The 26,716-nt window shown below is 37.1% G+C and carries 27 protein-coding genes and 1 other annotated feature; all 27 genes read left to right on the forward strand.

Annotated features, from left to right (window positions below; all coding sequences use genetic code 11):
- The first annotated feature begins 335 nt into the window (after nt 1-335).
- Nucleotides 336-3,608: a DEAD/DEAH box helicase gene (locus BN2390_RS04775; RefSeq protein WP_082238586.1), complete on the forward strand. Its 3,273-nt coding sequence runs from the start codon at nt 336-338 to the stop codon at nt 3,606-3,608.
- A gap of 69 nt (nt 3,609-3,677) precedes the next feature.
- Entirely contained in the window at nt 3,678-4,049 is a 372-nt protein-coding gene (locus tag BN2390_RS04780; protein WP_053983211.1) for a flagellar protein FliT, read from the forward strand.
- A 9-nt stretch (nt 4,050-4,058) separates the two neighbouring features.
- Nucleotides 4,059-4,475 (forward strand): hypothetical protein, encoded by a 417-nt coding sequence (locus BN2390_RS04785; RefSeq protein ID WP_053983212.1) that lies wholly within the window; start codon nt 4,059-4,061, stop codon nt 4,473-4,475.
- Between the two features lie 43 nt (nt 4,476-4,518).
- Entirely contained in the window at nt 4,519-5,091 is a 573-nt protein-coding gene (locus tag BN2390_RS04790) for a beta-class carbonic anhydrase (protein ID WP_053983213.1), read from the forward strand.
- Between the two features lie 299 nt (nt 5,092-5,390).
- Nucleotides 5,391-5,543, forward strand: coding sequence for a 50S ribosomal protein L33 (rpmG, locus tag BN2390_RS04795; protein ID WP_053983214.1), 153 nt, complete (start codon nt 5,391-5,393; stop codon nt 5,541-5,543).
- 38 nt (nt 5,544-5,581) lie between these two features.
- Nucleotides 5,582-5,761 (forward strand): preprotein translocase subunit SecE, encoded by a 180-nt coding sequence (secE, locus tag BN2390_RS04800; RefSeq protein WP_053983215.1) that lies wholly within the window; start codon nt 5,582-5,584, stop codon nt 5,759-5,761.
- Nucleotides 5,762-5,775: 14 nt separating this feature from the next.
- On the forward strand, nt 5,776-6,294 hold the full coding sequence (gene nusG, locus BN2390_RS04805) for a transcription termination/antitermination protein NusG (RefSeq protein ID WP_053983216.1): 519 nt from the start codon (nt 5,776-5,778) through the stop codon (nt 6,292-6,294).
- Nucleotides 6,295-6,383: 89 nt separating this feature from the next.
- Nucleotides 6,384-6,809, forward strand: a complete 426-nt coding sequence (rplK, locus tag BN2390_RS04810; protein ID WP_053983217.1) for a 50S ribosomal protein L11 — start codon at nt 6,384-6,386, stop codon at nt 6,807-6,809.
- An 86-nt stretch (nt 6,810-6,895) separates the two neighbouring features.
- A complete protein-coding gene (gene rplA / locus BN2390_RS04815) occupies nt 6,896-7,588 on the forward strand; it encodes a 50S ribosomal protein L1 (protein ID WP_053983218.1) in 693 nt (230 codons plus the stop codon).
- Between the two features lie 64 nt (nt 7,589-7,652).
- Nucleotides 7,653-7,792, forward strand: a sequence feature (ribosomal protein L10 leader region).
- A 23-nt stretch (nt 7,793-7,815) separates the two neighbouring features.
- Nucleotides 7,816-8,304 (forward strand): 50S ribosomal protein L10, encoded by a 489-nt coding sequence (gene rplJ, locus BN2390_RS04820; RefSeq protein WP_053983219.1) that lies wholly within the window; start codon nt 7,816-7,818, stop codon nt 8,302-8,304.
- Between the two features lie 63 nt (nt 8,305-8,367).
- Entirely contained in the window at nt 8,368-8,736 is a 369-nt protein-coding gene (gene rplL, locus BN2390_RS04825) for a 50S ribosomal protein L7/L12 (protein ID WP_053983220.1), read from the forward strand.
- Between the two features lie 381 nt (nt 8,737-9,117).
- On the forward strand, nt 9,118-12,975 hold the full coding sequence (gene rpoB, locus BN2390_RS04830) for a DNA-directed RNA polymerase subunit beta (RefSeq protein ID WP_053983221.1): 3,858 nt from the start codon (nt 9,118-9,120) through the stop codon (nt 12,973-12,975).
- 23 nt (nt 12,976-12,998) lie between these two features.
- Nucleotides 12,999-16,526 (forward strand): DNA-directed RNA polymerase subunit beta', encoded by a 3,528-nt coding sequence (gene rpoC / locus BN2390_RS04835; RefSeq protein WP_053983222.1) that lies wholly within the window; start codon nt 12,999-13,001, stop codon nt 16,524-16,526.
- A gap of 162 nt (nt 16,527-16,688) precedes the next feature.
- A complete protein-coding gene (gene rpsL, locus BN2390_RS04840) occupies nt 16,689-17,105 on the forward strand; it encodes a 30S ribosomal protein S12 (protein WP_053983223.1) in 417 nt (138 codons plus the stop codon).
- A gap of 156 nt (nt 17,106-17,261) precedes the next feature.
- Complete coding sequence (gene rpsG / locus BN2390_RS04845; RefSeq protein ID WP_053983224.1) at nt 17,262-17,732, forward strand: 30S ribosomal protein S7; 471 nt, start codon at nt 17,262-17,264, stop codon at nt 17,730-17,732.
- Nucleotides 17,733-17,759: 27 nt separating this feature from the next.
- Nucleotides 17,760-19,844 carry an elongation factor G gene (gene fusA, locus BN2390_RS04850; RefSeq protein ID WP_053983225.1) on the forward strand — a complete coding sequence of 695 codons (2,085 nt, stop codon included), beginning with the start codon at nt 17,760-17,762 and terminating at the stop codon, nt 19,842-19,844.
- 106 nt (nt 19,845-19,950) lie between these two features.
- Nucleotides 19,951-21,144: an elongation factor Tu gene (gene tuf / locus BN2390_RS04855; protein WP_053983226.1), complete on the forward strand. Its 1,194-nt coding sequence runs from the start codon at nt 19,951-19,953 to the stop codon at nt 21,142-21,144.
- 641 nt (nt 21,145-21,785) lie between these two features.
- Entirely contained in the window at nt 21,786-22,094 is a 309-nt protein-coding gene (gene rpsJ / locus BN2390_RS04860; protein ID WP_053983227.1) for a 30S ribosomal protein S10, read from the forward strand.
- Between the two features lie 86 nt (nt 22,095-22,180).
- The gene (rplC, locus tag BN2390_RS04865; RefSeq protein ID WP_053983228.1) at nt 22,181-22,810 is read left to right on the forward strand and encodes a 50S ribosomal protein L3; all 630 of its coding nucleotides are present in this window, start codon (nt 22,181-22,183) and stop codon (nt 22,808-22,810) included.
- Between the two features lie 26 nt (nt 22,811-22,836).
- The gene (gene rplD, locus BN2390_RS04870) at nt 22,837-23,484 is read left to right on the forward strand and encodes a 50S ribosomal protein L4 (RefSeq protein WP_053983229.1); all 648 of its coding nucleotides are present in this window, start codon (nt 22,837-22,839) and stop codon (nt 23,482-23,484) included.
- Nucleotides 23,484-23,783, forward strand: coding sequence for a 50S ribosomal protein L23 (rplW, locus tag BN2390_RS04875; RefSeq protein ID WP_053983230.1), 300 nt, complete (start codon nt 23,484-23,486; stop codon nt 23,781-23,783). Before rplD ends, rplW begins: the two co-directional genes overlap by 1 nt.
- Before the next feature lie 65 nt (nt 23,784-23,848).
- Nucleotides 23,849-24,679 (forward strand): 50S ribosomal protein L2, encoded by an 831-nt coding sequence (rplB, locus tag BN2390_RS04880; RefSeq protein WP_053983231.1) that lies wholly within the window; start codon nt 23,849-23,851, stop codon nt 24,677-24,679.
- 29 nt (nt 24,680-24,708) lie between these two features.
- A complete protein-coding gene (rpsS, locus tag BN2390_RS04885; RefSeq protein ID WP_053983232.1) occupies nt 24,709-24,993 on the forward strand; it encodes a 30S ribosomal protein S19 in 285 nt (94 codons plus the stop codon).
- A gap of 27 nt (nt 24,994-25,020) precedes the next feature.
- The gene (gene rplV, locus BN2390_RS04890; protein ID WP_053983233.1) at nt 25,021-25,407 is read left to right on the forward strand and encodes a 50S ribosomal protein L22; all 387 of its coding nucleotides are present in this window, start codon (nt 25,021-25,023) and stop codon (nt 25,405-25,407) included.
- Between the two features lie 11 nt (nt 25,408-25,418).
- Nucleotides 25,419-26,078 (forward strand): 30S ribosomal protein S3, encoded by a 660-nt coding sequence (gene rpsC, locus BN2390_RS04895; RefSeq protein WP_053983234.1) that lies wholly within the window; start codon nt 25,419-25,421, stop codon nt 26,076-26,078.
- Nucleotides 26,078-26,518, forward strand: a complete 441-nt coding sequence (gene rplP, locus BN2390_RS04900) for a 50S ribosomal protein L16 (protein WP_053983235.1) — start codon at nt 26,078-26,080, stop codon at nt 26,516-26,518. The genes rpsC and rplP overlap by 1 nt, the downstream gene beginning before the upstream one ends.
- The gene (gene rpmC / locus BN2390_RS04905) at nt 26,508-26,711 is read left to right on the forward strand and encodes a 50S ribosomal protein L29 (protein WP_053983236.1); all 204 of its coding nucleotides are present in this window, start codon (nt 26,508-26,510) and stop codon (nt 26,709-26,711) included. The genes rplP and rpmC overlap by 11 nt, the downstream gene beginning before the upstream one ends.
- The last annotated feature ends 5 nt before the right edge of the window (nt 26,712-26,716 follow it).

Here is a 26,716-nt window from a genome sequence, read left to right on the forward strand (position 1 = left end):
ATACCTATAAGGTGTTTATACCTTATATATATACATACGCCGCAGCAAGAGAAAATTCGTCGCAAAGGGCTATAAAATTTTCTCTTATTCTGTGGCCTACAATTTTTAGCATGAAGCATGCAACATACCTCACCATAAAAACTGTATACCTATATATACACGAAAAATAAAAAAAGTCTCCCAAATATAAAGCAAAAAGATTGATTTTGTTAAAAATGCTTAGATGGGACTAGAGTATATTGTACAAAAACACAACAAAAAGAGCGATTAAATCATAAGCTAATACCATGAGGTAATACATAGAAACAAGCCAATAACTTTTACATTCTTTTTAAATGGGTTATACTGTAAGGATAGGTATTGAACAAAAGAGAATGTGTAAGGAGCAGGCGATGATTACATTAGAAGAGATTAAAGAGATGTGTTCAAGTGCGACAATCTTTAATGATGCTAAGCATTTGTACGGTTTGGGGTTTGTAAAGCATATTCAAGTTTTTAAGTCACCTGAGGGTTATGAAGTCCAAGGGTGTGTAGAAGATAGAGGAAGACTTATAGATGTTTTAGTGAAGCTTAATGATGCAGGACGTGTCACACATAAGTGTACCTGTAATGGGCCTTATGGCAATTGGTATATTTGTGAGCATGTGGCGGCATTGCTCATTGAGTTTTGTGTGCGTATGAAAGAGGGCTCGGTAGAAGTACAGCCTATCGAGCAGATTTATGGTGCGCAGATGTTAGATTTCTATGAGAATGAAGTGACAAAACAAGTGCAAGTGTTGAAGAAGGGTTATATTAGTGTACAGCCAAAGCTCAATCATTTATGGGGAGATCGTTACGGTCTCAGTCTGCAAATAGGAGAAGACCGTATGTACATTGTGAAGGATGTCATTGCTTTTGCTTCTGCCATTGTCAATGAGGAGCAGCTAGATTATGGCAAGAACCTTTCTTTTATCCATCATATAGAGGCTTTTAAAGAAGAAGATAGACCTTTTGTAGAATGGTTTGTAGATGAGGTTATTGCCAAGCAGATGTTAACGGATCAGATCCTAATGAACGGAAAAGGGAGTCGTATGGATAAGAAGCTATTAACTTTAACGACTCAAGGATTTGATAAGTTATTTGAACTTTTAGAAGGGAAGAGTATTGCCTATGAAGGGGGCGTAGGGAATAGTTTAACTTTAATAAGAGAGAATCCTGTTCTATTCTTTAAGGCTGAGCAACAAGACACTCAATTTATATTAACTTTGAAAAAAGAACCATGGGAGCTGATTAAATATCCTAAGAGTAGCTATATTATGATGGAAGATAGATTGTATAAGTGTAGTAAGACTTATGCAGATGCCATTATGCCGATTTTAATCTTTATGCACGACATGCATACCAATGTGTTAGCCTTTGATGAAAGAGGATGGCAACGTTTTGTGCTGACCATATTGCCGAAGATTAAACGTCAAGTAGCATTAGAAATTGATCAAAGGCTTTTAGAAGAGTATGATCCACCTAAGCTTGAGATTAAACTTTTCTTAGATAAGGATAGCAACAATAATATAGTAGGAAAAGTCACCTTCAAGTATGGACATACCAGTTTTAATCCTTATGATTCAGGGGATAATGTACAGGTTGAAGTAGCACGTGAAGTGGGTAAAGAACATGCTTTTAACAATCTTCTCGCTCAATATCCTTTCAAAAATCGTAATGGACAAATTCATTTAGATGAAGAAGAAGCCATTTATGATTTCTTAAATGAAGGAGTAGAAACCTTACTTGAGTTAGCTGAAATTCATATATCAGAAGACTTAAAGCAGATGAAGTTTAAGAAGCCAACAATAGGTTCGATTGGCATTAAGATAGAAAGTGATCTGCTTAAAGTGAATTTTCAAGAGATCAATATGACCGCTGAAGAAATAGAAGCCGTTATTTTCGCTTATAAACAAAAGAAAAAGTACTATCGTCTTAAAAATGGTGCCTTTATTAATACAGAGGCTCATGATGTGGAGCAATTAGCAGCTATCTTAGAAGGACTGGATCTAGATTATGATACTATCTTGCAAGGGGAAGTAGAGCTTCCTAAGTTTAGAGCCTTATACTTAGATCAAATCCTTAAGAAAAGTGATGAGATTCAAGTTGAACGTGATAAGTACTTTAAGCAAATTATAAGGGATATCAAAAATGTAGAAGATACAGATTATGAAGTGCCAGCTACACTTAAACGTATTTTAAGAAGTTATCAAAAAGTGGGGTATAGATGGTTAAAGACGATGGCGGCCTATGGATTTGGTGGCATACTTGCTGATGATATGGGACTTGGTAAAACACTTCAAGTCATCGCTTTATTCCTTTCAGAGAAAGCTGAGAAGGCTCATCCAAGTTTAGTTGTGGCACCTACCTCTCTTGTTTTAAATTGGGAACGTGAGATTATGAAGTTTGCACCAGAACTGAGTGTATTGGTTCTAGCAGGTGACTTTGAAAGTCGTAGAGAGCGAATCGAAAGCATTGCAGATTATGATGTAGTCATTACATCTTATGATACGTTAAAGCGTGATATCGATTATTATGAGGACTTAAACTTTAGATTCTGTATAGCTGATGAGGCCCATTATATCAAAAATCCCAATACACAAAATGCCCAAGCCTTAAAGATGGTTAAGAGTGAAGTGCGTTTTGCATTGACAGGTACACCTATAGAAAATACATTAGCAGAGCTGTGGAGTGTGTTTGACTTTATCATGCCAAGCTATTTATACAATTACTTAAGGTTCAAAGGAAGTTTTGAAACACCTATTGTGAAGTTTGAAGATGAACGTGCAATCAATCGCTTACGTAGTATGGTGGCACCATTTATTATTAGACGTTTGAAAAAAGAAGTGCTTAAAGAGCTTCCAGATAAGACGGAAACCATCATTATTAACCGCATGGAAGAGGAACAAGCAACCCTTTATAAAGCGCATCTTGCTATGATGCAAAAGGAGTTTAATAAGGAAGTTAAAGAAAAAGGTTTAGGCAAAAGCCATATCAAAATTTTGGCCATGCTTACACGTTTGAGACAGTTATGTTGCCATCCAGGATTGTTCCTTGAAGATTATGAAGGTGGTAGTAGTAAATTGGATCAATGTCTCGAACTTATAGAAGATAGTATAGAAGCAGGACACAAGATTCTTCTATTTTCTCAGTTTACGACTATGCTTGAGAAAATAGGTGAAGAGTTAGAAAAACGAGATATTCGTTATTATAAGTTAACAGGTGAGACAAGGGCAGATAGACGTCTTGCTATGGTAGAAGCCTTTAATGAAGATACCACACCTATTTTCCTTATTTCATTAAAAGCAGGAGGAACAGGACTGAACTTAACAGGTGCAGATATTGTTATTCATTATGATCCATGGTGGAATGTATCAAGTGAAAACCAAGCGACAGACCGTGCGTATCGTATTGGACAAGAGAAGAATGTACAAGTCTTTAAGCTGATTACGCAAAATACTATAGAAGAAAAAATCAAAGAGCTTCAAGAAAGAAAGATTGGTTTAGCGGATAACGTCTTAACAGAAGGACATACATTGATTGGGCAAATGACAGAAAATGAGATAAGAGATTTATTTACCTTAGATTAAGTCTATATAGAACTTCTCCTAATGTGACGATAAATACAATAACAGATTCTATTTATCAGCGGAGGCGTTATGAAACAACAACTTTTAGAAGCAATTTTAGCTCTTACTCTTAAGCAACAATCAGCGTTACAACAAGAAGATTTAGAAGCCTTTGAAAGCTTATTAGAGCAAAAGCAAGAGCAGATAGATGCATTACAGGCACTTCATGAAAAGATGCCAGAGGCAAAAGAAGAAAGACATGAGGATTTACTCAAACAAATCGTGGCATTAGATACAGCTAATAATGCGGAGTTTAATCGTCAATTTGAAGAAGTAAAGGTAAATCTTCAAAAAACACGTCAGCAAATTCAAGATTTACGCCAAAGACAACATGTAAATGATGTTTATAATAACCCTTATGATCTATCCGATGAAGAAGGGATTTTCTACGATAAAAGGTAGGTGAGAGATATGGAAGAACTTTTTGCAAGTCTTAATCAAATCATAGAGTATTTAAACCAAATCTATACGATTACTCAGAACCAAACGACCATATTACTTGATAGTAACCATGCAGGGGAAAGTTTAGATTTAATAGAAGAGATGGCAGCTTATAAAAATGAAGTCACATTAGAATTAGAAAAAACAGAGCAAATTTTCCAAGGGATTTATAATAGGGATAAAGCTGAAATTACAGATCCAGAAATACAAAAGTTACTTAAGCAAACGGTCTCACATGTTTTAGGACTTAAGGATAAGGTTATTCAATTAGAACAGCAAAATGTCCTTATCATGCAAGATCTTCTAAGACGTCTTACAGAAAAAGTAGAAATCCCTAAAAGTCAGGCTCAAGTTGCAAATGCTTATAAGCAACATAGTAAAGAGTAAAAAATAGCAAAATAGAGTATAAGGTTATATAAGGAGAGGCATAATGGATTATAAAGGTTCAAGATTAGATGAAATTTTAAAGTACAATGCTCAGTTTGTCGATGAAAAAGCTTATGAGGCTTATATAACCACTAAAAATCCTGAGAAGAAGTTAGTTATTCTATCTTGTATGGATACTAGACTTACAGAGTTATTACCTAAGGCGATGAATATCAAAAATGGGGATGCAAAGATTATTAAAAATGCAGGCGCAACGGTTATGCATCCTTTTGGAAGTATTATTAGAAGTATCATAGTGGCAATCTATGAATTTGAGGCAAAAGATGTCATTGTGGTAGGCCATCACTGTTGTGGGATGAGTAATCTAGATAGTGATGTTCTTGTGGAGAAAATGAAACAAAGAGGTATTGAGGAAAATATAATCTCTACGCTTTATCATGCGGGCATAGATGTTAAGAAGTGGCTACATGGATTTGAATCTGTAGAAGAAGCTATTAAGGAAAGTGTAGAGAGTATCAAAAACCATCCATTAATACCGAAGGACATACGTATCCATGGTGTGATTATGGATCCTTATACAGGAAAATTAGATGTTATTGTAAATGGAGATCACTAGTTTATAAGTTGAACACGTAATCTATAAATGAGACATTAGGTTTATAGATTACGAAAGTTCATAGGATTGCATGAATCTTCCTATTGCTAAATACATAAAGTGATGTTAAAATACAAATCACATCACAATTAGTTTTTGAAAGTATGCAAAAAGCTAATAAATGATAAAAATTAACAAATAATTGAGGAATAATCCTCTTGACTGTGTATTTCACAGTATGCTATATTAGACTTGTACCTAAATAGGTCTTTTTTTTATGGCAATTTTTAAGAGCTTTAACTCAAGTGGAGGTGTCAATCGTGAGAGTACAAATTACTTTAGCTTGTGAGGATTGCAAGCGTAGAAACTACACCATGACAAAGGATAAAAAAGCACATCCTGATCGCATGGAAACTAAAAAGTATTGCAAATTCTGCAAAACACATACACTTCACAAAGAAACTAAAAAATAAGAGTGTATGAATCAGTATTAACCAGGGAGGATGAGAAAATGGTTGAATTTTTTAAAGACTTCATAGCAGAAAGTAAAAGAATAGTTTGGCCAAACAAATCAGAACTTATAGTTAAGACTGCAAATGTAATCATATTTGCACTAATAGTTGCAATTATAATTTTTGGAATGGATGCGGTATTTAGTTACGCTCTACAACTGTTACGTCAAGTAGTATAATTGGAGGAACAACAATGGATGAGGCAAGATGGTATGTGGTACACACATATTCTGGATATGAAAACAAAGTAAAAGCTAATATTGAGAAAGCTATTAAAAATCGTAATATGCAAGACTTAATCCATGTGGTTGAAGTTCCTATGCAAGATGAAGTTGAAGAAAGAAACGGAACTACAAGAACCGTACAGAGAAAAACTTTCCCTGGATATGTACTAATCAAAATGGTTATGACAGATGATACATGGTATGTCGTACGTAACACCCGTGGTGTTACAGGATTCGTAGGTCCAGACTCTAAACCGGTATCTTTATCTGTCGATGAAATCAAAAGCATGGGAATTGATATTAGCGTTTTACGCCCACAAGTGGAAATTGGAGATGCAGTGAAGATTTTATCTGGTGCTTTCCAAGATTCTGAGGGAATCGTAAGAGAAATTCATGAAGCAAAAGAGGCAGTTATTGTATCTGTTCATGGATTCGGACGTGAATTCCCAGTAGAGGTAAGCTTCGATCAGATCGAAAGATTTATCTAAAACAAGTTTAGTTTTATAATTTTACAAGCAACGCGCGAGTGGGAGGGAATTCCCCGCGAATACCACATTTTCTTTAGGAGGTAACTAAGATGGCTAAAAAAGTTACAGGAATGATCAAATTACAAATTCCAGCAGGTAAGGCAACTCCTGCACCACCAGTTGGTCCAGCTCTTGGTCAACATGGTGTTAATATCGTTGGTTTCACAAAAGAATTCAACGAAAGAACAGCAAAAGATGCTGGTCTTATTATCCCAGTAGTAATTACTGTATATGCTGACAGAAGTTTTACTTTCATCACAAAAACTCCACCAGCAGCTGTATTACTTAAAAAAGCAGCTAACATTCAATCTGGTTCAGCAGTACCAAACAAAACAAAAGTTGCAAAAATCACTGAAGCTAAAATCAGAGAAATTGCAGAGCTTAAAATGCCAGACCTTAATGCATCAAGCATTGAATCTGCTATGAGCATGATTGCTGGTACAGCACGTTCAATGGGAATCGTTATTGAAGGTTAATTCAAAACTAATTTAAAAATAATTTGAGCGCGTATATAGTACGTGGGAGGGCATAGTCCCCGATAACACCACAAGGAGGTAACGTTATGAAAAGAGGAAAAAAATATATCGAAGCTGCTAAACTTGTAGATCGTTCAAGCTTATACGATACAAACGAAGCTTTTGATTTAGTAGTAAAAGCGTCAAGTGCAAAATTCGACGAAACAGTTGAAGCACACATCAAATTAGGTGTTGACAGCCGTCATGCTGATCAACAAGTACGTGGTGCGGTAGTATTACCACACGGTACTGGTAAAACTCATAGAGTACTTGTATTTGCTAAAGGTGCAAAAGCTGATGAAGCTTTAGCTGCTGGTGCAGATTTCGTAGGTGCTGAAGATTTAATCCCAAGAATCCAAAATGAAGGTTGGTTCGAGTTTGATGTTGTAGTTGCTACACCAGACATGATGGGTGTTGTAGGTCGTTTAGGTCGTGTTCTTGGACCAAAAGGCTTAATGCCAAACCCTAAAGCTGGTACAGTTACTATGGACGTTACTAAAGCAATCAATGATATCAAAGCTGGTAAAATTGAGTACCGTCTTGACAAAACAAACATTATCCACGTTCCAGTAGGTAAAGTTTCATTCGGTCAAGAAAAATTACAAGAAAACTTCTCCACATTAATGAGTGCAATCATAAAAGCAAAACCAGCTGCTGCTAAAGGTCAATACCTTCGTAGTATCTCTGTTTCTTCAACAATGGGCCCTGGTGTAAAAATCAACCCAGCTAAAGCTGAATAATTAACAGAAACTGGTAGCTAATAAATGTTGACAACTTAAGATGGACATGTTATCATCTTAAGTGTTGAAAATGAATACTGTACCGCAGACAGTAGGTGCCGAAAGGCATAACGTATACAACCTACCGAGGTCTATATCATACTATGGACGGATGTATCACCACTTTGCCTGCGGAAAAAAGCAAAGTGGTATTTTTTTGACATAACCTGGAATTAGGAGGTGTAACAATGGCAAAAGTTGAACAAAAACAAGTTGTTGTTGATCAAATCAAAGCAAAATTAGAAGGAGCTAGTTCTATCCTTTTAGTAGACTACCGTGGTCTTACTGTAGAACAAGATACAGTTCTTCGTAAAGAACTTCGTGAAGCTGGTGTTGAGTACAAAGTATACAAAAACACTATGGTAAACTTCGCAGTTCAAGGAACAGAATTCGAAGCAATTTCTAAACATCTTGAAGGACCTACAGCTATCGCTATCAGCTATGATGATGCAACTGCTGGAGCTAGAGTATTAGCTAAAGTTGCTAAAGCTAACGAAAAGTTAGAATTTAAAGGTGGCGTAGTAGAAGGTACTTACTATGATGCAAATGGGATGTTAGCTATCGGTAATATCGCACCAAGAGAAGAATTACTTGGTCGTTTACTTGGAAGCATCAAATCACCTATTGCAAGCTTTGCACGTGTTATTAAACAAGTTGCAGAAAAAGACGCAGAATAATCTGCCTAGAGTTAAATTTACATTAATAATTAATTAGTAATTAAAATTACGGAGGTGCTTACAATGGCAAAATTATCAATCCAAGAAATCATGGAAGCTATTAAAGAATTAACAATTTTAGAATTAAACGATTTAGTAACAGCTTGTGAAGAAGAGTTCGGTGTATCAGCAGCAGCAGGCGTTATGGTAGCAGCAGCACCAGGTGCAGCAGCAGAAGAAAAAACAGAATTCGACGTTGAATTAACAAGCGCTGGTTCAGAAAAAATCAAAGTAATCAAAGTTGTTCGTGAAATTACAGGTCTTGGCTTAAAAGAAGCTAAAGAAGTAACAGAAGGAACACCAAAAGTTCTTAAAGAAGGCGTTTCTAAAGATGAAGCTGAAGCAATCAAAGCTAAATTAGAAGAAGTTGGCGCTCAAGTAACTTTAAAATAATTCCGGTTATGCTAAAAGGCAGCAATTGCTGCCTTTTATTTTTTTCCATGAATAATTTAGAATTAAAGAGATAAAAAAGAGGCAGTTACCCCTTGAAAGTAACTACCTTGAATGTTATATTTAAAATTGCTTAGCCAAAAATAAGGAAAAAGGGTTGACTTACCCTTTTTTTTCTGATAGCATATTAGAATGTGTCAGTATGTAAATATTTCTGTAAATATTATATCATACTGGTAAAAACATTACAATACATAATCTAACTTAAATGTATAACGATGTAAAAATCTACAATAGTTTATAAGATTATGTCACTTTAAGATTTACTCGGAATAATGCAGCATGCTGCATGATTTATAAATTTTGCAAGGGGTGAGAGAACACATGCAAAAATCTAAGATTCGTCCAATTAATGTGGGCAAACAAATTCGTATGAGCTATGCTTCAACAGATGAGATTTTTGAAATACCAAACCTTATAGAGGTACAAAAAGATTCTTACAACTGGTTCCTCAAAGAAGGGCTTAAAGAAGTATTCCAAGATATCTCTCCAATTACAGATTTCAATGGCAACCTTAGCCTTGAGTTTGTAGATTTTGTTTTAGACAGCAAACCTAAATACACAGTAGAAGAAGCAAAAGAGAGAGATACTAACTATAGTGCCGCTCTTAAAGTAAAAGCAAGACTTCACAACAAAGAAACAGGAGAAACAATTGATAATGATGTGTTCATGGGAGATTTCCCTCTTATGACAGAAAACGGAACCTTCATTATTAATGGGGCTGAGCGTGTTATCGTTAGCCAGTTAGTACGTTCTCCAGGGATCTATTATGCAATCGATTTTGATAAAATCGGTAAAAAGCTTTACTCTGCAACAGTTATTCCTAACCGTGGAGCATGGCTTGAGTATGAAACAGATTCAAATGATATCTTCTATGTAAGAGTAGACCGTACACGTAAAGTACCAGTTACAGTTCTTTTACGTGCATTAGGACTCGGCAGTGATGCTGAAATTCTTGATACATTTGGAGAAGAACCAAAAATTCTTCAAACTATCGAAAAGGATACTACTAAGACATATGAAGAAGGGCTTTTAGAAATATACAAACGTATTCGTCCAGGTGAGCCACCAACAGTTGAAAGTGCGCAAACACTTCTTGGCAATATGTTCTTTGATCCTCGTAGATATGACCTTGCAAAAGTAGGTCGTTATAAATTCAATAAAAAATTAGCATTAAGAAACCGTGTTACAGGTCATAAACTTGCTGAAGATGTAGTAGATATGTTCACAGGTGAAGTTGTAGCAACAGCAGGTGAAAAAATCACAGTTGCTTTAGCTGACAAGATCCAAAACACTGGAGCACCTCATATCTATATCGCAGTAGCAGAAACAGATCGTCCAGTTAAAGTTCTTACTAACCAAACAGTAGACTTTAATCATTTCTTCCCAGATATTAATGTTGATGAAGTAGGCATCAAAGATGCAGTTTACTATCCAGCATTGGTACGTATTATTGAAGAATTTGATGAAGAAGACGATATTAGAGCTGCAGTTATTGCAAGACATAATGAACTTGTTCCAAAACATATCACTTTAGAAGATATTTTTGCTTCTATTAATTATAATATTCATCTTGAATATGATTTAGGACATAAAGATGACATTGACCACCTTGGTAACCGTCGTATCCGTGCTGTAGGAGAACTCCTTCAAAATCAATTCCGTATCGGTCTTGCTCGTATGGAAAGAGTAGTACGTGAAAGAATGACAGTTCAAGACTCTGAGAGCATCAGTCCTCAAACATTCATTAACATTAGACCTGTTACAGCTGCTATTAAAGAATTCTTTGGTAGTTCACAGCTTTCACAGTTCATGGATCAAAACAACCCTCTTGCTGAGCTTACACATAAACGTAGATTATCAGCATTAGGTCCTGGCGGTCTCTCAAGAGAACGTGCTGGCTTCGAGGTTCGTGACGTTCACCATTCTCACTATGGTCGTATGTGTCCAATCGAGACTCCAGAGGGTCCAAACATCGGTCTTATCAACTCACTTGCTACATTTGCACGTATTAATGAATACGGCTTTATTGAAGCACCATACCGTGTAATTGATAAATCAACAGGTACACCACGTGTAACTGATGATGTAATTTATATTACAGCTGATGAAGAAGAAAACTACACAGTATGTCAAGCAACAGAAGATCTCAATGAAAATGGCGAATTCATCAATAGAAAAGTAAGAGCGCGTCGTCGTGAAGAAATTCTAGAATTCGATTACAAAGAAATTGACCTTATGGATATTTCTCCAAAACAAATTGTATCTGTTGCGACAGCTATGATTCCTTTCCTTGAAAATGATGATGCGAACCGTGCCCTAATGGGTGCCAACATGCAACGTCAGGCAGTACCACTTATCCGTACAAATAGTCCTATTGTAGGAACAGGTATGGAACACAAAGCGGCAGTAGACTCAGGTGTACTTGCAGTAGCTCGTGAAGATGGGATTGCAGAAAAAGTAACAGCAGATGAAATTGTTATCCGTTCAGAAGACGGTAAAAAACACTCATATAAATTAACTAAATTCTCAAGAAGTAACCAAGGTACATGTATCAATCAAAGACCTATCATCAACAAAGGTGATGTGATCAAAAAAGGTGATGTACTTGCAGATGGTCCATCAACAGATCATGGTGAACTTGCTCTTGGTCAAAATCCACTTATTGGATTCATGACATGGGAAGGTTACAACTATGAGGATGCTATCCTTTTAAGTGAAAGACTTATTAAAGAAGATATCTACACTTCTGTTCATATTGAAGAATATGAAGTTGAAGCACGTGATACTAAAGTAGGTCCAGAAGAAATCACTCGTGATATTCCAAACGTAGGTGAAGATGCACTTAAAGACCTTGATGAAAGAGGTATTATCCGTATTGGTGCGGAAGTACGTTCTGGAGACATCTTAGTAGGTCGTGTAACACCAAAAGGTGAAACTGAACTTACAGCTGAAGAAAGATTACTTCGTGCAATCTTCGGTGAAAAAGTACGTGAAGTAAGAGATACATCACTTCGTGTACCTCATGGTGAAGCTGGTATTATCGTAGATGTTAAAGTATTTACACGTGAAAATGGTGATGAATTATCTCCAGGTGTAAACAAAATGGTTCGTTGTTATATTGCTCAAAAGAGAAAAATCTCTGTTGGGGATAAAATGGCTGGACGACATGGTAATAAAGGGGTTATCTCAAGAGTTCTTCCAGTAGAAGATATGCCATTCCTTCCAAATGGTAGAGCACTTGATATCGTTCTTAATCCACTAGGGGTACCATCACGTATGAACATTGGACAGGTATTAGAAGTCCATTTAGGTCTTGCAGCTAAAGCACTTGGCTTTAAAATTGCAACACCAGTATTCGATGGCGCTCACGAGTCTGACATCATGGAAACACTTGTAATGGCGAATGACTATGTTAATAATACATGGGAAGAATTCACTGAAAAATGGAAAGACCGTATTGATGAAAGTGTATACAACTACCTTGAAGAAAACTTAGACCACCGTAAAGAGTGGGAAGGTGTTCCTCTTGACCACACAGGTAAAGTACAACTTCGTGATGGACGTACAGGTGAAGCATTTGATAACCCTGTAACAGTAGGTTACATGCACTACCTCAAACTTCACCATTTAGTTGATGATAAAATGCATGCACGTTCAACAGGACCATATGCAACAATTACACAACAACCTCTTGGTGGTAAGGCACAATTCGGTGGACAACGTTTTGGAGAGATGGAGGTATGGGCACTTGAAGCTTATGGTGCTGCGTACACATTACAAGAAATCCTTACAATTAAATCTGACGACGTTGTTGGTCGTGTTAAAACTTATGAATCAATCGTTAAAGGCGAAAATATACCTGAACCAGGTATTCCAGAGTCATTCAAAGTTCTTCTTAAAGAGCTTCAATCACTCGCACTTGATGTAAGAGTATTAACAAGTGATATGGACGAACTTCAAATCAAAGAAAGTGTTGAAGATGGAGAAATCGTAGCTGTTAATATTGAAGGTATCGAAGATGCACCACAAAATCCAGAGTTTATCGATGATGATGTAGAATTAGCGGAAACTGATTTAGAAGTAGAAGCAGATCTAGAAGAAGAATCTTTAGATTTTGATTTTGATGAGTCAGTTGTCGATGATTTATTCGAAGAACCAGTAGATGATTTTGATTTATAAAAGCTTAGAAGGGAGTAAAGGTCATGACTAATATGGATCAATCAGTCCTATTTGAAGCAATAAGAATTGGATTAGCTTCCCCTGAAAAAATTCGTGAATGGTCTAGAGGAGAAGTAAAAAAACCAGAAACAATTAACTACCGTACACAAAGACCTGAACGAGACGGGCTATTCTGTGAAAAAATATTTGGACCTAGCAAAGACTGGGAATGTCATTGTGGTAAATACAAACGTATCAGATATAAAGGTGTAATTTGTGATCGTTGTGGTGTTGAAGTCACAAAAGCAAAAGTACGCCGTGAAAGAATGGGACACATCGAGCTTGCAGCTCCTGTGTCTCACATCTGGTACTTTAAAGGTATCCCAAGTAGAATGGGGCTTATTCTTAATCTTTCACCAAGATTATTAGAAAAAATCCTTTATTTTGCATGCTATATTGTTACAGATCCTAAAGATACAGGGTTATCATATAAAGAAGTACTTACAGAAAAAGAGTACAGAGAAGCAGAAGAAAAATATGGCTATGGCTCATTTACCGCAGAAATGGGTGCAGAGGCTATTAAAAAACTTCTTCAAGATATCGACCTTGAAGCAGAAAGTATCGAACTTAAAGCAGGACTTAAAGATACTACAGGACAAAAAAGAATTCGTATTATTAAACGCTTAGAAGTAATCGAAGCATTTAGACTTTCTGGTAATAAACCAGAATGGATGATTCTTGATGTTGTACCAGTATTACCACCAGACTTAAGACCTATGATTCAACTTGATGGTGGACGTTTTGCTACATCAGACTTAAACGACCTTTACAGAAGAGTTATTAACCGTAATAATCGTCTTAAACGTCTTCTTGATCTTGGAGCACCAAACATTATCGTTCGTAATGAAAAACGTATGCTTCAAGAAGCTGTTGATGCACTTATCGACAATGGTAGACGTGGTAGACCAGTTACAGGCCCTGGAAATAGACCACTTAAATCTTTATCTGATATGCTTAAAGGTAAAGCAGGTCGTTTCCGTCAAAACTTACTTGGTAAACGTGTTGACTACTCAGGACGTTCTGTTATCGTAGTAGGACCATCACTTAAACTTTACCAATGTGGTTTACCAAAAGAAATGGCTATCGAGTTATTCAAACCATTCGTTATGAAAAAACTCGTTTCTGATGGCTTAGCACACAACATTAAAAATGCTAAACATATGATTGAAAGACTTCATCCAGAAGTATGGGATGTTCTTGAAGAAGTTATCCGTGAGCATCCAGTTATGCTTAACCGTGCGCCTACACTTCACCGTTTAGGTATTCAAGCATTCGAACCTGTACTTGTAGAGGGTCGTGCACTTAAACTTCACCCACTTGTATGTACAGCTTACAATGCTGACTTCGATGGTGACCAGATGGCGGTTCACGTTCCACTTTCTGTAGAAGCACAAACAGAATGTCGTTTCCTTCTTTTAGCGCCAAACAACTTACTTAAACCATCAGATGGTGGTCCAGTAGCAGTTCCTTCACAGGATATGGTTCTTGGTACTTATTATTTAACACTTGATAAAGAAGGCGAAGAAGGCGAAGGCAAATTCTTTAGAAATGAAAATGAAGCTATTTTAGCTTATACAAACGGTGTTATTACACTTCATGCACGTATTAAAGTACGTAGAACTATTGAAATCAATGGTGAAATGAAGACAGGTATTACTGAAACAACAGTTGGACGTATTATCTATAACGAAGTTATTCCTCAAGATCTTGGATTTGTAGATCGTACAAACCCAGAAAATGAATTTAAATACGAAATTGATTTCTTAGTTGGTAAAAAAGAACTAGGAAAACTTATCAAAAAATGTATCAATACACATGGTGCAACTAAAACAGCTATTCTTCTTGATAACATTAAAGATTTAGGCTTTAAGTTCTCAACTCGTGGATCATTAACAGTATCAGTATCAGATATGGTTATTCCAGAGAGAAAAGGCGAATACTTAGCTGAAGGTGATGTTGCAGTAGAACATGTAACAAAACTCTTCAAACGTGGTCTTATGACAGATGAAGAACGTTACAATAAGGTAATTCAAGCATGGAATACAGCCAATGATAAGATTACTAAAGCCCTATTTGAAGGACTTGGTAAATATAATCCTATCTACATGATGGCTCACTCAGGTGCCCGTGGTTCTAACAACCAGATTAAACAGCTTGCAGGTATGCGTGGTCTTATGGCTTCTCCATCAGGACGTATCATCGAGCTTCCAATCAAGGCTAACTTCCGTGAGGGTCTATCAGTACTTGAATACTTCATCTCTGCCCATGGTGCTCGTAAAGGTCTTGCTGATACAGCTCTTCGTACAGCCGATTCAGGATACCTTACACGTCGTCTTGTAGACGTTTCTCAAGATGTCATCATCAGAGAAAGAGACTGTCGTCATGACGCAGACGCTACAATTCCAGGTATGTGGGTTCAAGCATTCAAAGATGGTGCAGAAGTTATTGAACCATTAAGCGAAAGACTTACAGGTCGTTTTGCAGCTGAAGCAATTGTTCACCCAGAAACAGGTGAAGTGATTGTAGAAGCAAACAAAATGATTCGTCCACAAGTAGCAGAGTATATTGATGCTATTGGTATTGAAAAAGTTAAAATTAGAACAGCACTTACATGTAAATCAAAAATTGGTGTTTGCGCAAGATGTTATGGTGCAAACATGGCATCTGGTAACGAAGTAAGAGTAGGGGAATCTGTAGGGATTATCGCTGCTCAGTCAATCGGTGAGCCAGGTACACAGCTTACAATGCGTACTTTCCATACAGGTGGTATCGCTGGAGATGACATCACACAAGGTCTTCCACGTATCGAAGAGTTATTCGAAGCACGTAAACCAAAAGGGCTTGCAATTATTGCAGAGTTCCCAGGTGTTGTAACAATTACAGAAACTAAGAAAAAACGTGAAGTAACTATCACAGATAGTGAAAATGGGCAAGCTAAAACTTACCTTATTCCTTATGGTTCACGTATTAAAGTACTTGATGGTACTTATATTGAAGCCGGTGATGAGCTTACAGAAGGTAGTGTTAACCCACATGATATCCTTAAAATTAAGGGTGTACGTGGCGTACAAGACTACATGCTTCAAGAAGTTCAACGTGTATACCGTCTTCAAGGGGTAGATATCAACGATAAACACGTTGAGGTTATCGTTAGACAAATGCTCAAAAAAGTTAAAATTGAAGAAAATGGTGATACAGATCTACTTCCAGGTAGCTTAGTTGACATTCTCGAATTTGAGGATGTAAACGATAAAATGGCTGCTGAGGGGTTAGAGGTTGCTACAGGTAAAACAACTCTATTAGGTATCACAAAAGCTTCTCTTGCGACAGAATCCTTCTTATCTGCAGCATCATTCCAAGAAACAACAAGAGTTCTTACAGAAGCTGCGATTAAAGGTAAAATGGATCCACTTATCGGTCTCAAAGAGAATGTAATTATTGGTAAACTTATCCCTGCTGGTACTGGTATGGACAGATATCGTAAGGTAGAAGTCGAAGTAACAGAAGGTTAATATTGGAAAAAGGTCGCTCTTTTGGAGAGTGACCTTTTTTTACCATCAAAATTTGACCTTGACATTTGCATGTGAGAATGTTAAAATCGTTCAGTGTGTGATAGTTTGCACAAGTAAATACTGCATAAGCAGGAATTATTCATTAAGCGAGGAGGTGCCAGAATGCCTACATTTAACCAATTAGTTCGTAAAGGCAGAAAATCAATCGAGAAAAAATCTACTGCACCAGCGTTACAAAAAGGGTTCAACTCTTTACAAAAACGCGCTACAGATATCTCTGCTCCACAAAAGAGAGGTGTATGTACAGCAGTAAAAACAGCAACACCTAAAAAACCTAACTCTGCTCTTCGTAAGATTGCCAGAGTACGTCTTACAAACGGGATCGAAGTAACAGCTTACATTCCAGGTGAAGGACACAACTTACAAGAACATAGTGTTGTTTTAATCCGTGGTGGTAGAGTAAAAGACTTACCAGGTACACGTTACCATATCGTACGTGGTACTTTAGATACAGCTGGGGTTGCTAAAAGAAACCAAGCTCGTTCTAAATACGGTGCTAAAAGACCAAAACAAAAATAGTTTTAAGATGAGTGCTTAGCACTTATCGGTGCCCGCTTATGAATATAAACTGCTTACTAAGCGTTTAATATAGATGAGATTAGGGCACGCACGATCCCCCTATAAAGGGGACGAGTACCTATGATTTATCATAAATTTAGTTAAGGAGGGAAGACCGTGCCACGTAAAGGACATGTTGCAAAAAGAGACGTATTAGCGGATCCATTATACAATAGCAAGCTTGTTACTAAATTAATTAATAACATTATGCTTGACGGTAAAAGAGGAACTGCACAAAAAATCGTATACGGTGCATTCGACATCGTAGCGGAAAAAACAGGTAGAGATGCTTTAGAGGTGTTCCAAGAAGCTTTAGAAAACATCATGCCAGTATTAGAAGTAAAAGCACGCCGTGTAGGAGGTGCTACTTACCAAGTACCTATGGAGGTTCGTCCAGAAAGACGTCAAACATTAGGACTTCGTTGGTTAACAACTTACACACGTAACCGTGGAGAAAGAACTACAACAGAAGCGTTAGCTGCAGAGATCTTAGATGCACTTAACAACACTGGTGGATCAGTTAAGAAAAAAGAAGATACACACAAAATGGCAGAAGCAAACAAAGCATTTGCTCATTACAGATTCTAGGTTTTATAACCTTAAGGAGGCATTACCTTGGCAGGAAGAGAATATCCACTTGAGCGTACCAGAAATATTGGTATCATGGCTCATATCGACGCTGGTAAAACAACCCTTACAGAACGTATCCTTTTCTATACAGGTAGAAATCACAAGATTGGGGAAACTCATGAAGGTGGCGCTACTATGGACTGGATGGAACAAGAGCAAGAACGTGGTATCACTATCACATCTGCTGCAACAACTTGTTTCTGGGATAACAACCGTATCAACATCATTGATACTCCTGGACACGTAGACTTCACAGTTGAAGTTGAACGTTCACTTCGTGTACTTGATGCTGCTATCGGTGTATTCTGTGCTAAAGGTGGGGTTGAACCACAATCAGAAACTGTTTGGCGTCAAGCTGACAAATATCATGTACCACGTATGGCGTTCGTTAACAAAATGGACATCATGGGAGCTGATTTCTACAATGCAGTAAACATGATGAGAGAACGTCTTGGTGCAAATGCTGTACCAATGCAATTACCAATCGGTGCAGAAGATGATTTCGTAGGAATCATCGACTTATTAGAAAACAAAGCTTATATCTACAAAGATGATCTTGGTAAAGATATCGAATGTACAGATATTCCAGCTGATATGGCTGATAAAGCTGAAGAGTACAGAGCTGCTGCTATCGAAGCTATCTGTGAAACAGATGAAGAGCTTATGATGAAATACTTCGATGGAGAAGAAATTTCTCTTGACGAGTTAAAAGCTGCACTTCGTAACGCTGTAATCAACGTTCAAATTATTCCTGTATTCTGTGGTACAGCTTACAGAAATAAAGGGGTTCAAAGATTACTTGATGCTGTTATTTCTTACATGCCAGCACCAACAGATATCCCAGCTATTAAAGGTATTGATCCTGATACAGGAGAAGAAATGGAGAAACATTCATCTGATGAAGAACCATTTGCTGCTCTTGCATTCAAGATTATGACTGACCCATTCGTAGGTAAACTTGCATTCTTCCGTGTTTACTCAGGTACACTTGAATCAGGTTCATACGTATACAACTCAACAAAAGGTAAAAAAGAACGTATTAGCCGTATCGTACAGATGCATGCTAACGATCGTAAAGATATCGACAAAGTATACTCTGGAGATATCGCAGCTGCTGTAGGTCTTAGAGGAACTACAACAGGGGATACACTTTGTGATGAAAATCACCCAGTTATCCTTGAGTCAATGGTATTCCCAGAGCCAGTTATCTCTGTTGCTATTGAACCAAAAACAAAAGCTGGTCAAGAAAAAATGGGTATTGCTCTTTCAAAACTTGCAGAGGAAGATCCAACGTTCAAGACTTACACAGATACAGACACAGGACAAACAATCATCGCAGGTATGGGTGAACTTCACCTTGAGATCATCGTTGACCGTCTACTTCGTGAATTCAAAGTAGAAGCTAACGTTGGTGCTCCTCAAGTTTCTTACAGAGAAACACTTGGTGGTGACGTTGACATCGATTCTAAATTCGTACGTCAGTCAGGTGGTAGTGGACAATACGGTCACTGTAAAGTTCGCTTCACAAGACTTGATCCTAACTCTGAACACACTTATGAATTCGTTAACTCTGTTACTGGTGGATCTATTCCAAAAGAATACATTCCAGCTGTTGACAAAGGAATTCAAGAAGCACTTTCAAGCGGACCACTTGCTGGTTACCAATTAGTTGGTGTTAAAGCTGAGTGTTACGATGGTTCATACCATGATGTCGATTCATCAGAAATGGCGTTCAAAGTTGCAGGTTCTCTTGCAGTTAAAGATGCTATGAAAAAAGCTGGTGGTATCCTTCTTGAACCAATCATGAAAGTTATCATCACAGTTCCAGATGATTACATGGGTGATGTTATCGGTAACGTTAACTCACGTCGTGGTCGTATGGAAGGGATGGAAGCTAGAAATGGTGCTCAAGAAATTAGAGCATACGTTCCACTTTCAGAGATGTTTGGTTACGCTACAGACCTTCGTTCAAGAACTCAAGGTCGTGGTAACTACTCAATGGAATTCCATCACTATGAACAATGTCCAAAAAATATCCAAGATAAAGTTATTGCGGACAAAAAAGCTTAATTTTTAGATAGATTTACTTTTCCAGCTACTTGCAAAGTGGCTGGAAATTAAATATAATGAAATTAATCTGAGTAAAACTCAGCCAAATAAAAGGAGGAAATTCAAAATGGCTAAAGCTAAATTCGAAAGAAGTAAGCCACACGTTAACATCGGTACAATCGGACACGTTGACCATGGTAAAACTACTTTAACAGCTGCAATTACAAAAACTCTTCATGAAAGATACGGTTTCGGTGAAGCTGTAGACTTCGCGAACATCGATAAAGCTCCAGAAGAAAGAGAACGTGGTATCACAATTTCAACTGCTCACGTTGAATACGAAACACCAGCTCGTCACTACGCACACGTTGACTGTCCAGGACATGCTGACTACGTTAAAAACATGATCACTGGTGCTGCTCAAATGGATGGTACAATCCTTGTATGTGCTGCAACAGATGGTCCTATGGCTCAAACACGTGAACATATCTTATTATCACGCCAAGTTGGTGTACCATACATCGTTGTTTTCTTAAACAAATGTGATATGGTAGATGATGATGAGTTATTAGAATTAGTTGAAATGGAAATTCGTGAATTATTAAGCGAATATGAATTCCCAGGCGATGATACACCAATCATCCGTGGTTCAGCTCTTCAAGCTCTTAACGATCCAATGGGTCCATGGGGAGATAAAATTGTTGAGTTATTCGAAATCGTTGACGAATACATCCCAACTCCAGAACGTGACGTTGACAAACCATTCCTTATGCCAGTAGAAGACGTATTCTCAATCACAGGTCGTGGTACAGTTGCTACAGGTAGAGTAGAATCAGGTGTTCTTAAAGTTCAAGATGAAGTTGAATTAGTAGGTATTCATGAAGAAACTCGTAAAGTTGTTTGTACAGGAGTTGAAATGTTCCGTAAACTTCTTGACCAAGCTGAAGCTGGTGATAACATCGGTGCACTTCTTCGTGGTATCCAAAGAACAGAAATCGAACGTGGACAAGTACTTTGTAAACCAGGTTCAATCACACCTCATAAAAAATTCAAAGCTCAAGTATACGTTCTTAAAAAAGAAGAAGGTGGCCGTCATAAACCATTCTTCTCAAACTACAGACCACAATTCTATTTCCGTACAACTGACGTAACTGGTGTAATCCAATTACCAGAAGGTACAGAAATGTGTATGCCTGGCGATAACATTGAAATGACTATCGAGTTAATTCACCCAATCGCTATGGCTCAAGGTTTACGTTTCGCTATCCGTGAAGGTGGCCGTACAGTTGGTTCAGGTGCTGTTGCATCAATCATCGAATAATTTAAACCTTGCTTATAAAAAGCACATCCTTAGGGATGTGCTTTTTTATGTCTATTTTAATGTAATAAATAAAATGTAACCTTTCATTACTGGCGAAATTAAGTATATTGTGGGATATCTTAAAAAGGTTAGTATAAGTATATGAGATCTGTCATTATATTGTATATATTTAGGGGAAAGGGGTAGAATTAAAAGAGTGAGTTCGAGTTTCTTCCTATTATAATGAATTATAGGAATGGTAATTACCAAAATCTTTCACTTTAAAAATCCTAAATAACGTATATAATAGAGAGTACATCGAGTTAAACATTCTACCAAAGAAGTTGGAAAAAATTATCGGTGAAAAAAGTAAAAAAAACCTTGTAATAACATGTAATATCATGTATAATCAAGATGTTGTGACATTGAGAACGATGATTCAGAAGGTTACCGCTTATAAAATAAGCAAATTTCTGAGGAGCGAATGTCCGGTTCATGAAACCAGACGACAAGTCACTGTATCATTTATATAGGTTTTGTAAAGCGAAAGTGCATAGGGGTTATCTCTGTGTAAGTTGAGCTTATGAAACACCTGGATGAGTGTACAGTTTCCACTAGTCGTGCTGCTTCAAATAAAGTACGAAAAGGAGGGGACTTTTTTTATGGCAAGCCCAAAAATCCGTATCACATTAAAAGCTTATGATCACAAATTAATCGATCAAACTGCAGCGCAAATCGTTGATATTGCGAAAAAAACTGGAGCAACAGTAAGTGGACCAATCCCACTTCCAACTAAAAAGGAAGTAGTAACAATCTTACGTGCAGTACACAAGTACAAAGACTCTAGAGAGCAGTTCGAAATGAGAACTCATAAGAGATTAATTGACGTTGAAGCTACACCAAAAACTGGTGATGCATTAATGCGTCTTGACTTACCAGCTGGTGTTGATATCAAAGTTGACGCTAGATAGTAAGAAAACACTTAAGGACGGTTATTAATCGTCTAGTATGATTATCCAAAGTGATAATCCGCTGTAGATATTAGGAGGTGTAAAGGATGAAAAAAGCAATTTTAGCTAAAAAAATTGGTATGACTCAAATTTTCAACGCTGATAACATGTTAATCCCAGTAACAGTATTAGAAGCTGGTCCATGTACAGTTGTTCAAAAGAAAACAGTTGATAACGATGGTTATGAAGCGATTCAAGTAGGTTTCGTAGATGCCAAAGAAAAACAACTTATTAAACCACAAAAAGGTCACTTTGCAAAAGCTGGTGTTACTGCTAAGAAACACTTAAAAGAATTCCGTTTAGAAGATATTTCTGCTTACGAAGTAGGCGCTGAAATTAAAGCTGACGCATTCGTTGCTGGTGATAAAGTAGACGTAGTTGGTATCTCTAAAGGTAAAGGTTACCAAGGAGCAATCAAAAAATACGGTCAAAGTCGTGGACCAATGGGTCACGGTTCTAAATCTCATAGAGTTGCAGGTTCAATGGGAGCTGCTACTAGCCCAGGACGCGTTATGAAAGGTAAAGGCCTTCCATCACACATGGGTAGTATTCAAATTACAGTTCAAAATCTTGAAGTTGTAAGAGTAGATGCTGAGAAAAACTTAATCCTTGTAAAAGGAGCTGTTCCAGGTTCAAAAGGAACAATCATTACAATCAAAGACAGCGTTAAAGCATAAGGCTGCTTGAGAAAGGAGGAACAAAGATGGCAAACGTATCTGTTTTAAATATGAACGGACAACAAGTTGGTGAAGTTGAATTAGTAGATTCAATCTTTGCTGTAGATGTAAAAGAAAATTTAGTACACACTGCTGTATTAGCTTACCTTGCTAATAGAAGACAAGGTACTCAAAGTGCTAAAACACGTGCTGAAGTACGTGGTGGTGGTAGAAAACCATGGAAACAAAAAGGTACAGGTAGAGCTAGACAAGGTTCTATTCGTTCACCACAATGGACAGGTGGTGGGGTAGTATTCGCTCCAAAACCACGTGATTACTCATTCAAAATGAACAGAACAGAAAAATTACTTGCTCTTAAATCAGCTCTTACAACAAGAGTTCAAGAAAATAAATTTATCGTATTAGATGAATTAGCATTAGCTGAAGCTAAGACTAAAGCAATGGTTAACGTTTTAACAGCGTTAGAACTTAAAAAAGCTTTAATCGTAACTGAAGATAAAGTATCTGAAGGTAGAGCTGCAGATAATAGTAAAAACGTTATGTTAGCAGCACGTAATATCCAAGGTATTAAAACTGCAAACGTAAACAACATTAACGTATACGACATCTTAAAATACGATACAGTTGTAGTAACAAAAGAAGCATTAGCTAAAATTGAGGAGGTGTACGCATAATGGCAGATTTAAAATTCTATGACGTCATTTTAAAACCAGTCGTTACTGAAAAAAGTATGAACGATATGGCAGAAAAGAAATATACATTCCTAGTACACCCAACTGCTACAAAATCTCAAGTTAAAGATGCAGTAGAAAAAATGTTCGACGGCGTTAAAGTTGACAAAGTAAACACAATGAACTACGATGGCAAAACAAAACGTCGTGGAAGATCAGTTGGTAAAACTAACAAATACAAAAAAGCAATCGTAAAACTTACAGAAGCAAGTAAAGACATTGACTTTTTCCAAGGAATGTAGTTAAATAGTAAAAGATGAAACACACGGCTATGTGTAACTTAAACGATTGAAAGGAGTGAACAGTAATGGGTATCAAAAAGTATAGACCATATACCCCTTCAAGAAGACATATGACTTCTTCAACTTTTGAAGAAATCACAAAAACAACTCCTGAGAAATCTTTAATTGTAACATTAAAGAAAAATTCAGGTAGAAATAATCAAGGTAAAATCACTGTTCGTCATCGTGGCGGCGGTTACAAAGTAAAATACAGAGTAATCGACTTTAAACGTAATAAAGATGGTGTTCCAGCTACAGTAGTAGGTGTAGAATACGATCCAAACAGAACAGCAAACATTGCATTACTTAGCTATGCAGATGGTGAAAAACGCTATATCTTAGCTCCTCTTGGTTTACAAGTAGGTCAAACAGTAATGAGTGGTGAAACAGCAGAAATCCGCATTGGTAACACTCTTAGAATGAGAGATATTCCAGTAGGTCAAACAATCCATAATATCGAAATGAAACCAGGCAAAGGTGGACAATTAGTTCGTTCTGCTGGTATGTCAGCTCAACTTATGGCTAAAGAAGGTAAATACGCAACAGTTAAACTTCCATCAGGAGAAATGCGTTTATTACCAATCGATTGTAAAGCTACAATTGGACAAGTTGGTAACATTGATCACGAACTTATCACAATTGGTAAAGCTGGACGTAAACGTCACATGGGTATCCGCCCAACAGTTCGTGGTTCTGTAATGAACCCTAACGATCACCCTCATGGTGGTGGGGAAGGTAGATCTCCAATTGGACGTCCAAATCCATGTACTCCTTGGGGTAAACCTGCTCTTGGATACAAAACAAGAAAGAAAAACAAACACTCAAATAAATATATTGTACGTTCACGTAACAAATAAATTTAAGTTTTTGAAAGGAGGCATCTTAAATGGCTCGTTCAGTTAAAAAAGGACCATTCGCAGACCAACGTTTACTTAATAAAATCGAAGCAATGAATGCAGTTGATGATAAAAAAGTAATCAAATCTTGGTCACGTCGTTCAACAATCTTCCCTCAAATGGTAGGACATACAATCGCCCTTCATGATGGTAGAAAACATGTTCCTGTATTCATTACAGAAGATATGGTAGGACACAAACTTGGTGAATTCGCATTAACAAGAACTTACCGTGGACACGGTAAAGACGCTGAGAAAAAATCAAGAGTTCGCTAATAAATAATATCGGAAGGAGGTCTTACGATGGCAAAAGGACATAGAACCCAGATAAAAAGAGAAAGAAATCAAAATAATGATAACAGACCAAGCGCAAAAGTAACTTTCGTACGTGTATCTAGCACAAAAGCGAAAATTGTACTTGATCAAATCAAAGGTAAAGATGTACAAACAGCACTTGCTATCTTAGCTTACACACCAAGATACGCTGCTGATGTTATCGAAAAAGTATTAAAATCAGCTATTGCTAACGCAGAACATAACAATGGTATGGACGTAAGCAAACTATTTGTTGAAGAAGCATACGCAACTCAAGGACCAACTCTTAAGAGAATCCGTCCTCGTGCTCAAGGTCGTGCTTACAGCATCCTAAAACAAACAAGCCACATTACTGTGGTAGTAAATGAGAGATAAGGAGGTTCGGTATGGGTCAAAAAGTAAATCCTCATGGATTAAGAGTAGGAGTTATCAAAGACTGGAGTGCTAAATGGTACGCAGATAAAGCAGACTTTGCTAACTACCTAGTAGAAGATGATAAAATCAGAAAATATATCAAAAAGAAACTTTACAGTGCTGGCATCGATAAAATTGATATCGAAAGAATGTCAAAACGCGTAAGAATTCATGTTCATACATCAAAACCTGGTATCGTAATCGGTAAAGGTGGAGCATCAATTGATGCACTTCGTAAAGAAGTAGAAAAACTTACAACTTCAAAAGTTTCTATTAACATTGTTGAAGTTAAAAGACCAGAAACATCTGCTCAATTAACAGCAGAAAACATTGCATTACAATTAGAAAACCGTGTATCTTTCCGTCGTGCTATGAAACAAGCAATCGGTAAAGCTCAAAAATTCGGTGCTAAAGGTATCAAAGTTGCATGTGCAGGTCGTTTAGGTGGTGCTGAAATGGCACGTACAGAACAATATTCAGAAGGTACTATTCCACTTCAAACATTAAGAGCTGATATCGAGTATGGATTTGCTGAAGCAGATACAACATACGGTAAAATCGGTGTTAAAGTATGGATGTACAAAGGAGAAGTACTTCCTCAAAAAGTTAAAAAGGAAGGGAGCGATAACTAATGTTAATGCCTAAAAGAGTAAAACGTCGTAAACAGTTCCGTGGACGTATGAAAGGCCAAGCTACCCGTGGAAATAAAATCACTTATGGTGAATTCGGTATCGTTGCAATGGAACCAGGTTGGGTTAGATCTAACCAAATCGAATCTGCTCGTATCGCTATGACTCGTCATATCAAACGTGGTGGTAAAGTATGGATCAAAATCTTCCCAGATAAACCAGTAACAGCTAAACCAGCTGAAACACGCATGGGTTCTGGTAAAGGTTCAACAGAATACTGGGTAGCAGTAGTAAAACCAGGACGTGTTATGTTCGAATTATCAGGAGTAGCAGAAGAAGTAGCAAGAGAAGCGTTAAGACTTGCAATTCACAAATTACCAATGAAATGTAAGATCGTATCTCGTGCTGAACAAGAAATGGCAGGTGATGGTAGTGAAAACTAAAGCATTCTTAGAAGATTTAAGAGCAAAATCAGCTGAAGAATTAAATATCGAATTGGTGAATGCGAAAAAAGAACTTTTCAACTTAAGATTCCAAAACGCTACCAACCAATTAGATAATACAGCAAGAATTAAAGATGTTAGAAAAAACATTGCGCGTATTCAAACTATTATTACACAAAAACAAGCAGTGTAATAGAG

This window comes from Niameybacter massiliensis, from assembly GCF_001282685.1.
GTDB lineage: Bacteria > Bacillota > Clostridia > Lachnospirales > Cellulosilyticaceae > Holtiella > Holtiella tumoricola.

Coding starts and splice junctions, on each gene's coding strand:
- BN2390_RS04775 (WP_082238586.1), top strand. CDS start 336: ATGGGTTATACTGTAAGGATAGGTATTGAACAAAAGAGAATGTGTAAG.
- BN2390_RS04780 (WP_053983211.1), top strand. CDS start 3,678: ATGAAACAACAACTTTTAGAAGCAATTTTAGCTCTTACTCTTAAGCAA.
- BN2390_RS04785 (WP_053983212.1), top strand. CDS start 4,059: ATGGAAGAACTTTTTGCAAGTCTTAATCAAATCATAGAGTATTTAAAC.
- BN2390_RS04790 (WP_053983213.1), top strand. CDS start 4,519: ATGGATTATAAAGGTTCAAGATTAGATGAAATTTTAAAGTACAATGCT.
- secE (WP_053983215.1), top strand. CDS start 5,582: ATGGTTGAATTTTTTAAAGACTTCATAGCAGAAAGTAAAAGAATAGTT.
- nusG (WP_053983216.1), top strand. CDS start 5,776: ATGGATGAGGCAAGATGGTATGTGGTACACACATATTCTGGATATGAA.
- rplK (WP_053983217.1), top strand. CDS start 6,384: ATGGCTAAAAAAGTTACAGGAATGATCAAATTACAAATTCCAGCAGGT.
- rplA (WP_053983218.1), top strand. CDS start 6,896: ATGAAAAGAGGAAAAAAATATATCGAAGCTGCTAAACTTGTAGATCGT.
- rplJ (WP_053983219.1), top strand. CDS start 7,816: ATGGCAAAAGTTGAACAAAAACAAGTTGTTGTTGATCAAATCAAAGCA.
- rplL (WP_053983220.1), top strand. CDS start 8,368: ATGGCAAAATTATCAATCCAAGAAATCATGGAAGCTATTAAAGAATTA.
- rpoB (WP_053983221.1), top strand. CDS start 9,118: ATGCAAAAATCTAAGATTCGTCCAATTAATGTGGGCAAACAAATTCGT.
- rpoC (WP_053983222.1), top strand. CDS start 12,999: ATGACTAATATGGATCAATCAGTCCTATTTGAAGCAATAAGAATTGGA.
- rpsL (WP_053983223.1), top strand. CDS start 16,689: ATGCCTACATTTAACCAATTAGTTCGTAAAGGCAGAAAATCAATCGAG.
- tuf (WP_053983226.1), top strand. CDS start 19,951: ATGGCTAAAGCTAAATTCGAAAGAAGTAAGCCACACGTTAACATCGGT.
- rpsJ (WP_053983227.1), top strand. CDS start 21,786: ATGGCAAGCCCAAAAATCCGTATCACATTAAAAGCTTATGATCACAAA.
- rplC (WP_053983228.1), top strand. CDS start 22,181: ATGAAAAAAGCAATTTTAGCTAAAAAAATTGGTATGACTCAAATTTTC.
- rplD (WP_053983229.1), top strand. CDS start 22,837: ATGGCAAACGTATCTGTTTTAAATATGAACGGACAACAAGTTGGTGAA.
- rplW (WP_053983230.1), top strand. CDS start 23,484: ATGGCAGATTTAAAATTCTATGACGTCATTTTAAAACCAGTCGTTACT.
- rplB (WP_053983231.1), top strand. CDS start 23,849: ATGGGTATCAAAAAGTATAGACCATATACCCCTTCAAGAAGACATATG.
- rpsS (WP_053983232.1), top strand. CDS start 24,709: ATGGCTCGTTCAGTTAAAAAAGGACCATTCGCAGACCAACGTTTACTT.
- rplV (WP_053983233.1), top strand. CDS start 25,021: ATGGCAAAAGGACATAGAACCCAGATAAAAAGAGAAAGAAATCAAAAT.
- rpsC (WP_053983234.1), top strand. CDS start 25,419: ATGGGTCAAAAAGTAAATCCTCATGGATTAAGAGTAGGAGTTATCAAA.
- rplP (WP_053983235.1), top strand. CDS start 26,078: ATGTTAATGCCTAAAAGAGTAAAACGTCGTAAACAGTTCCGTGGACGT.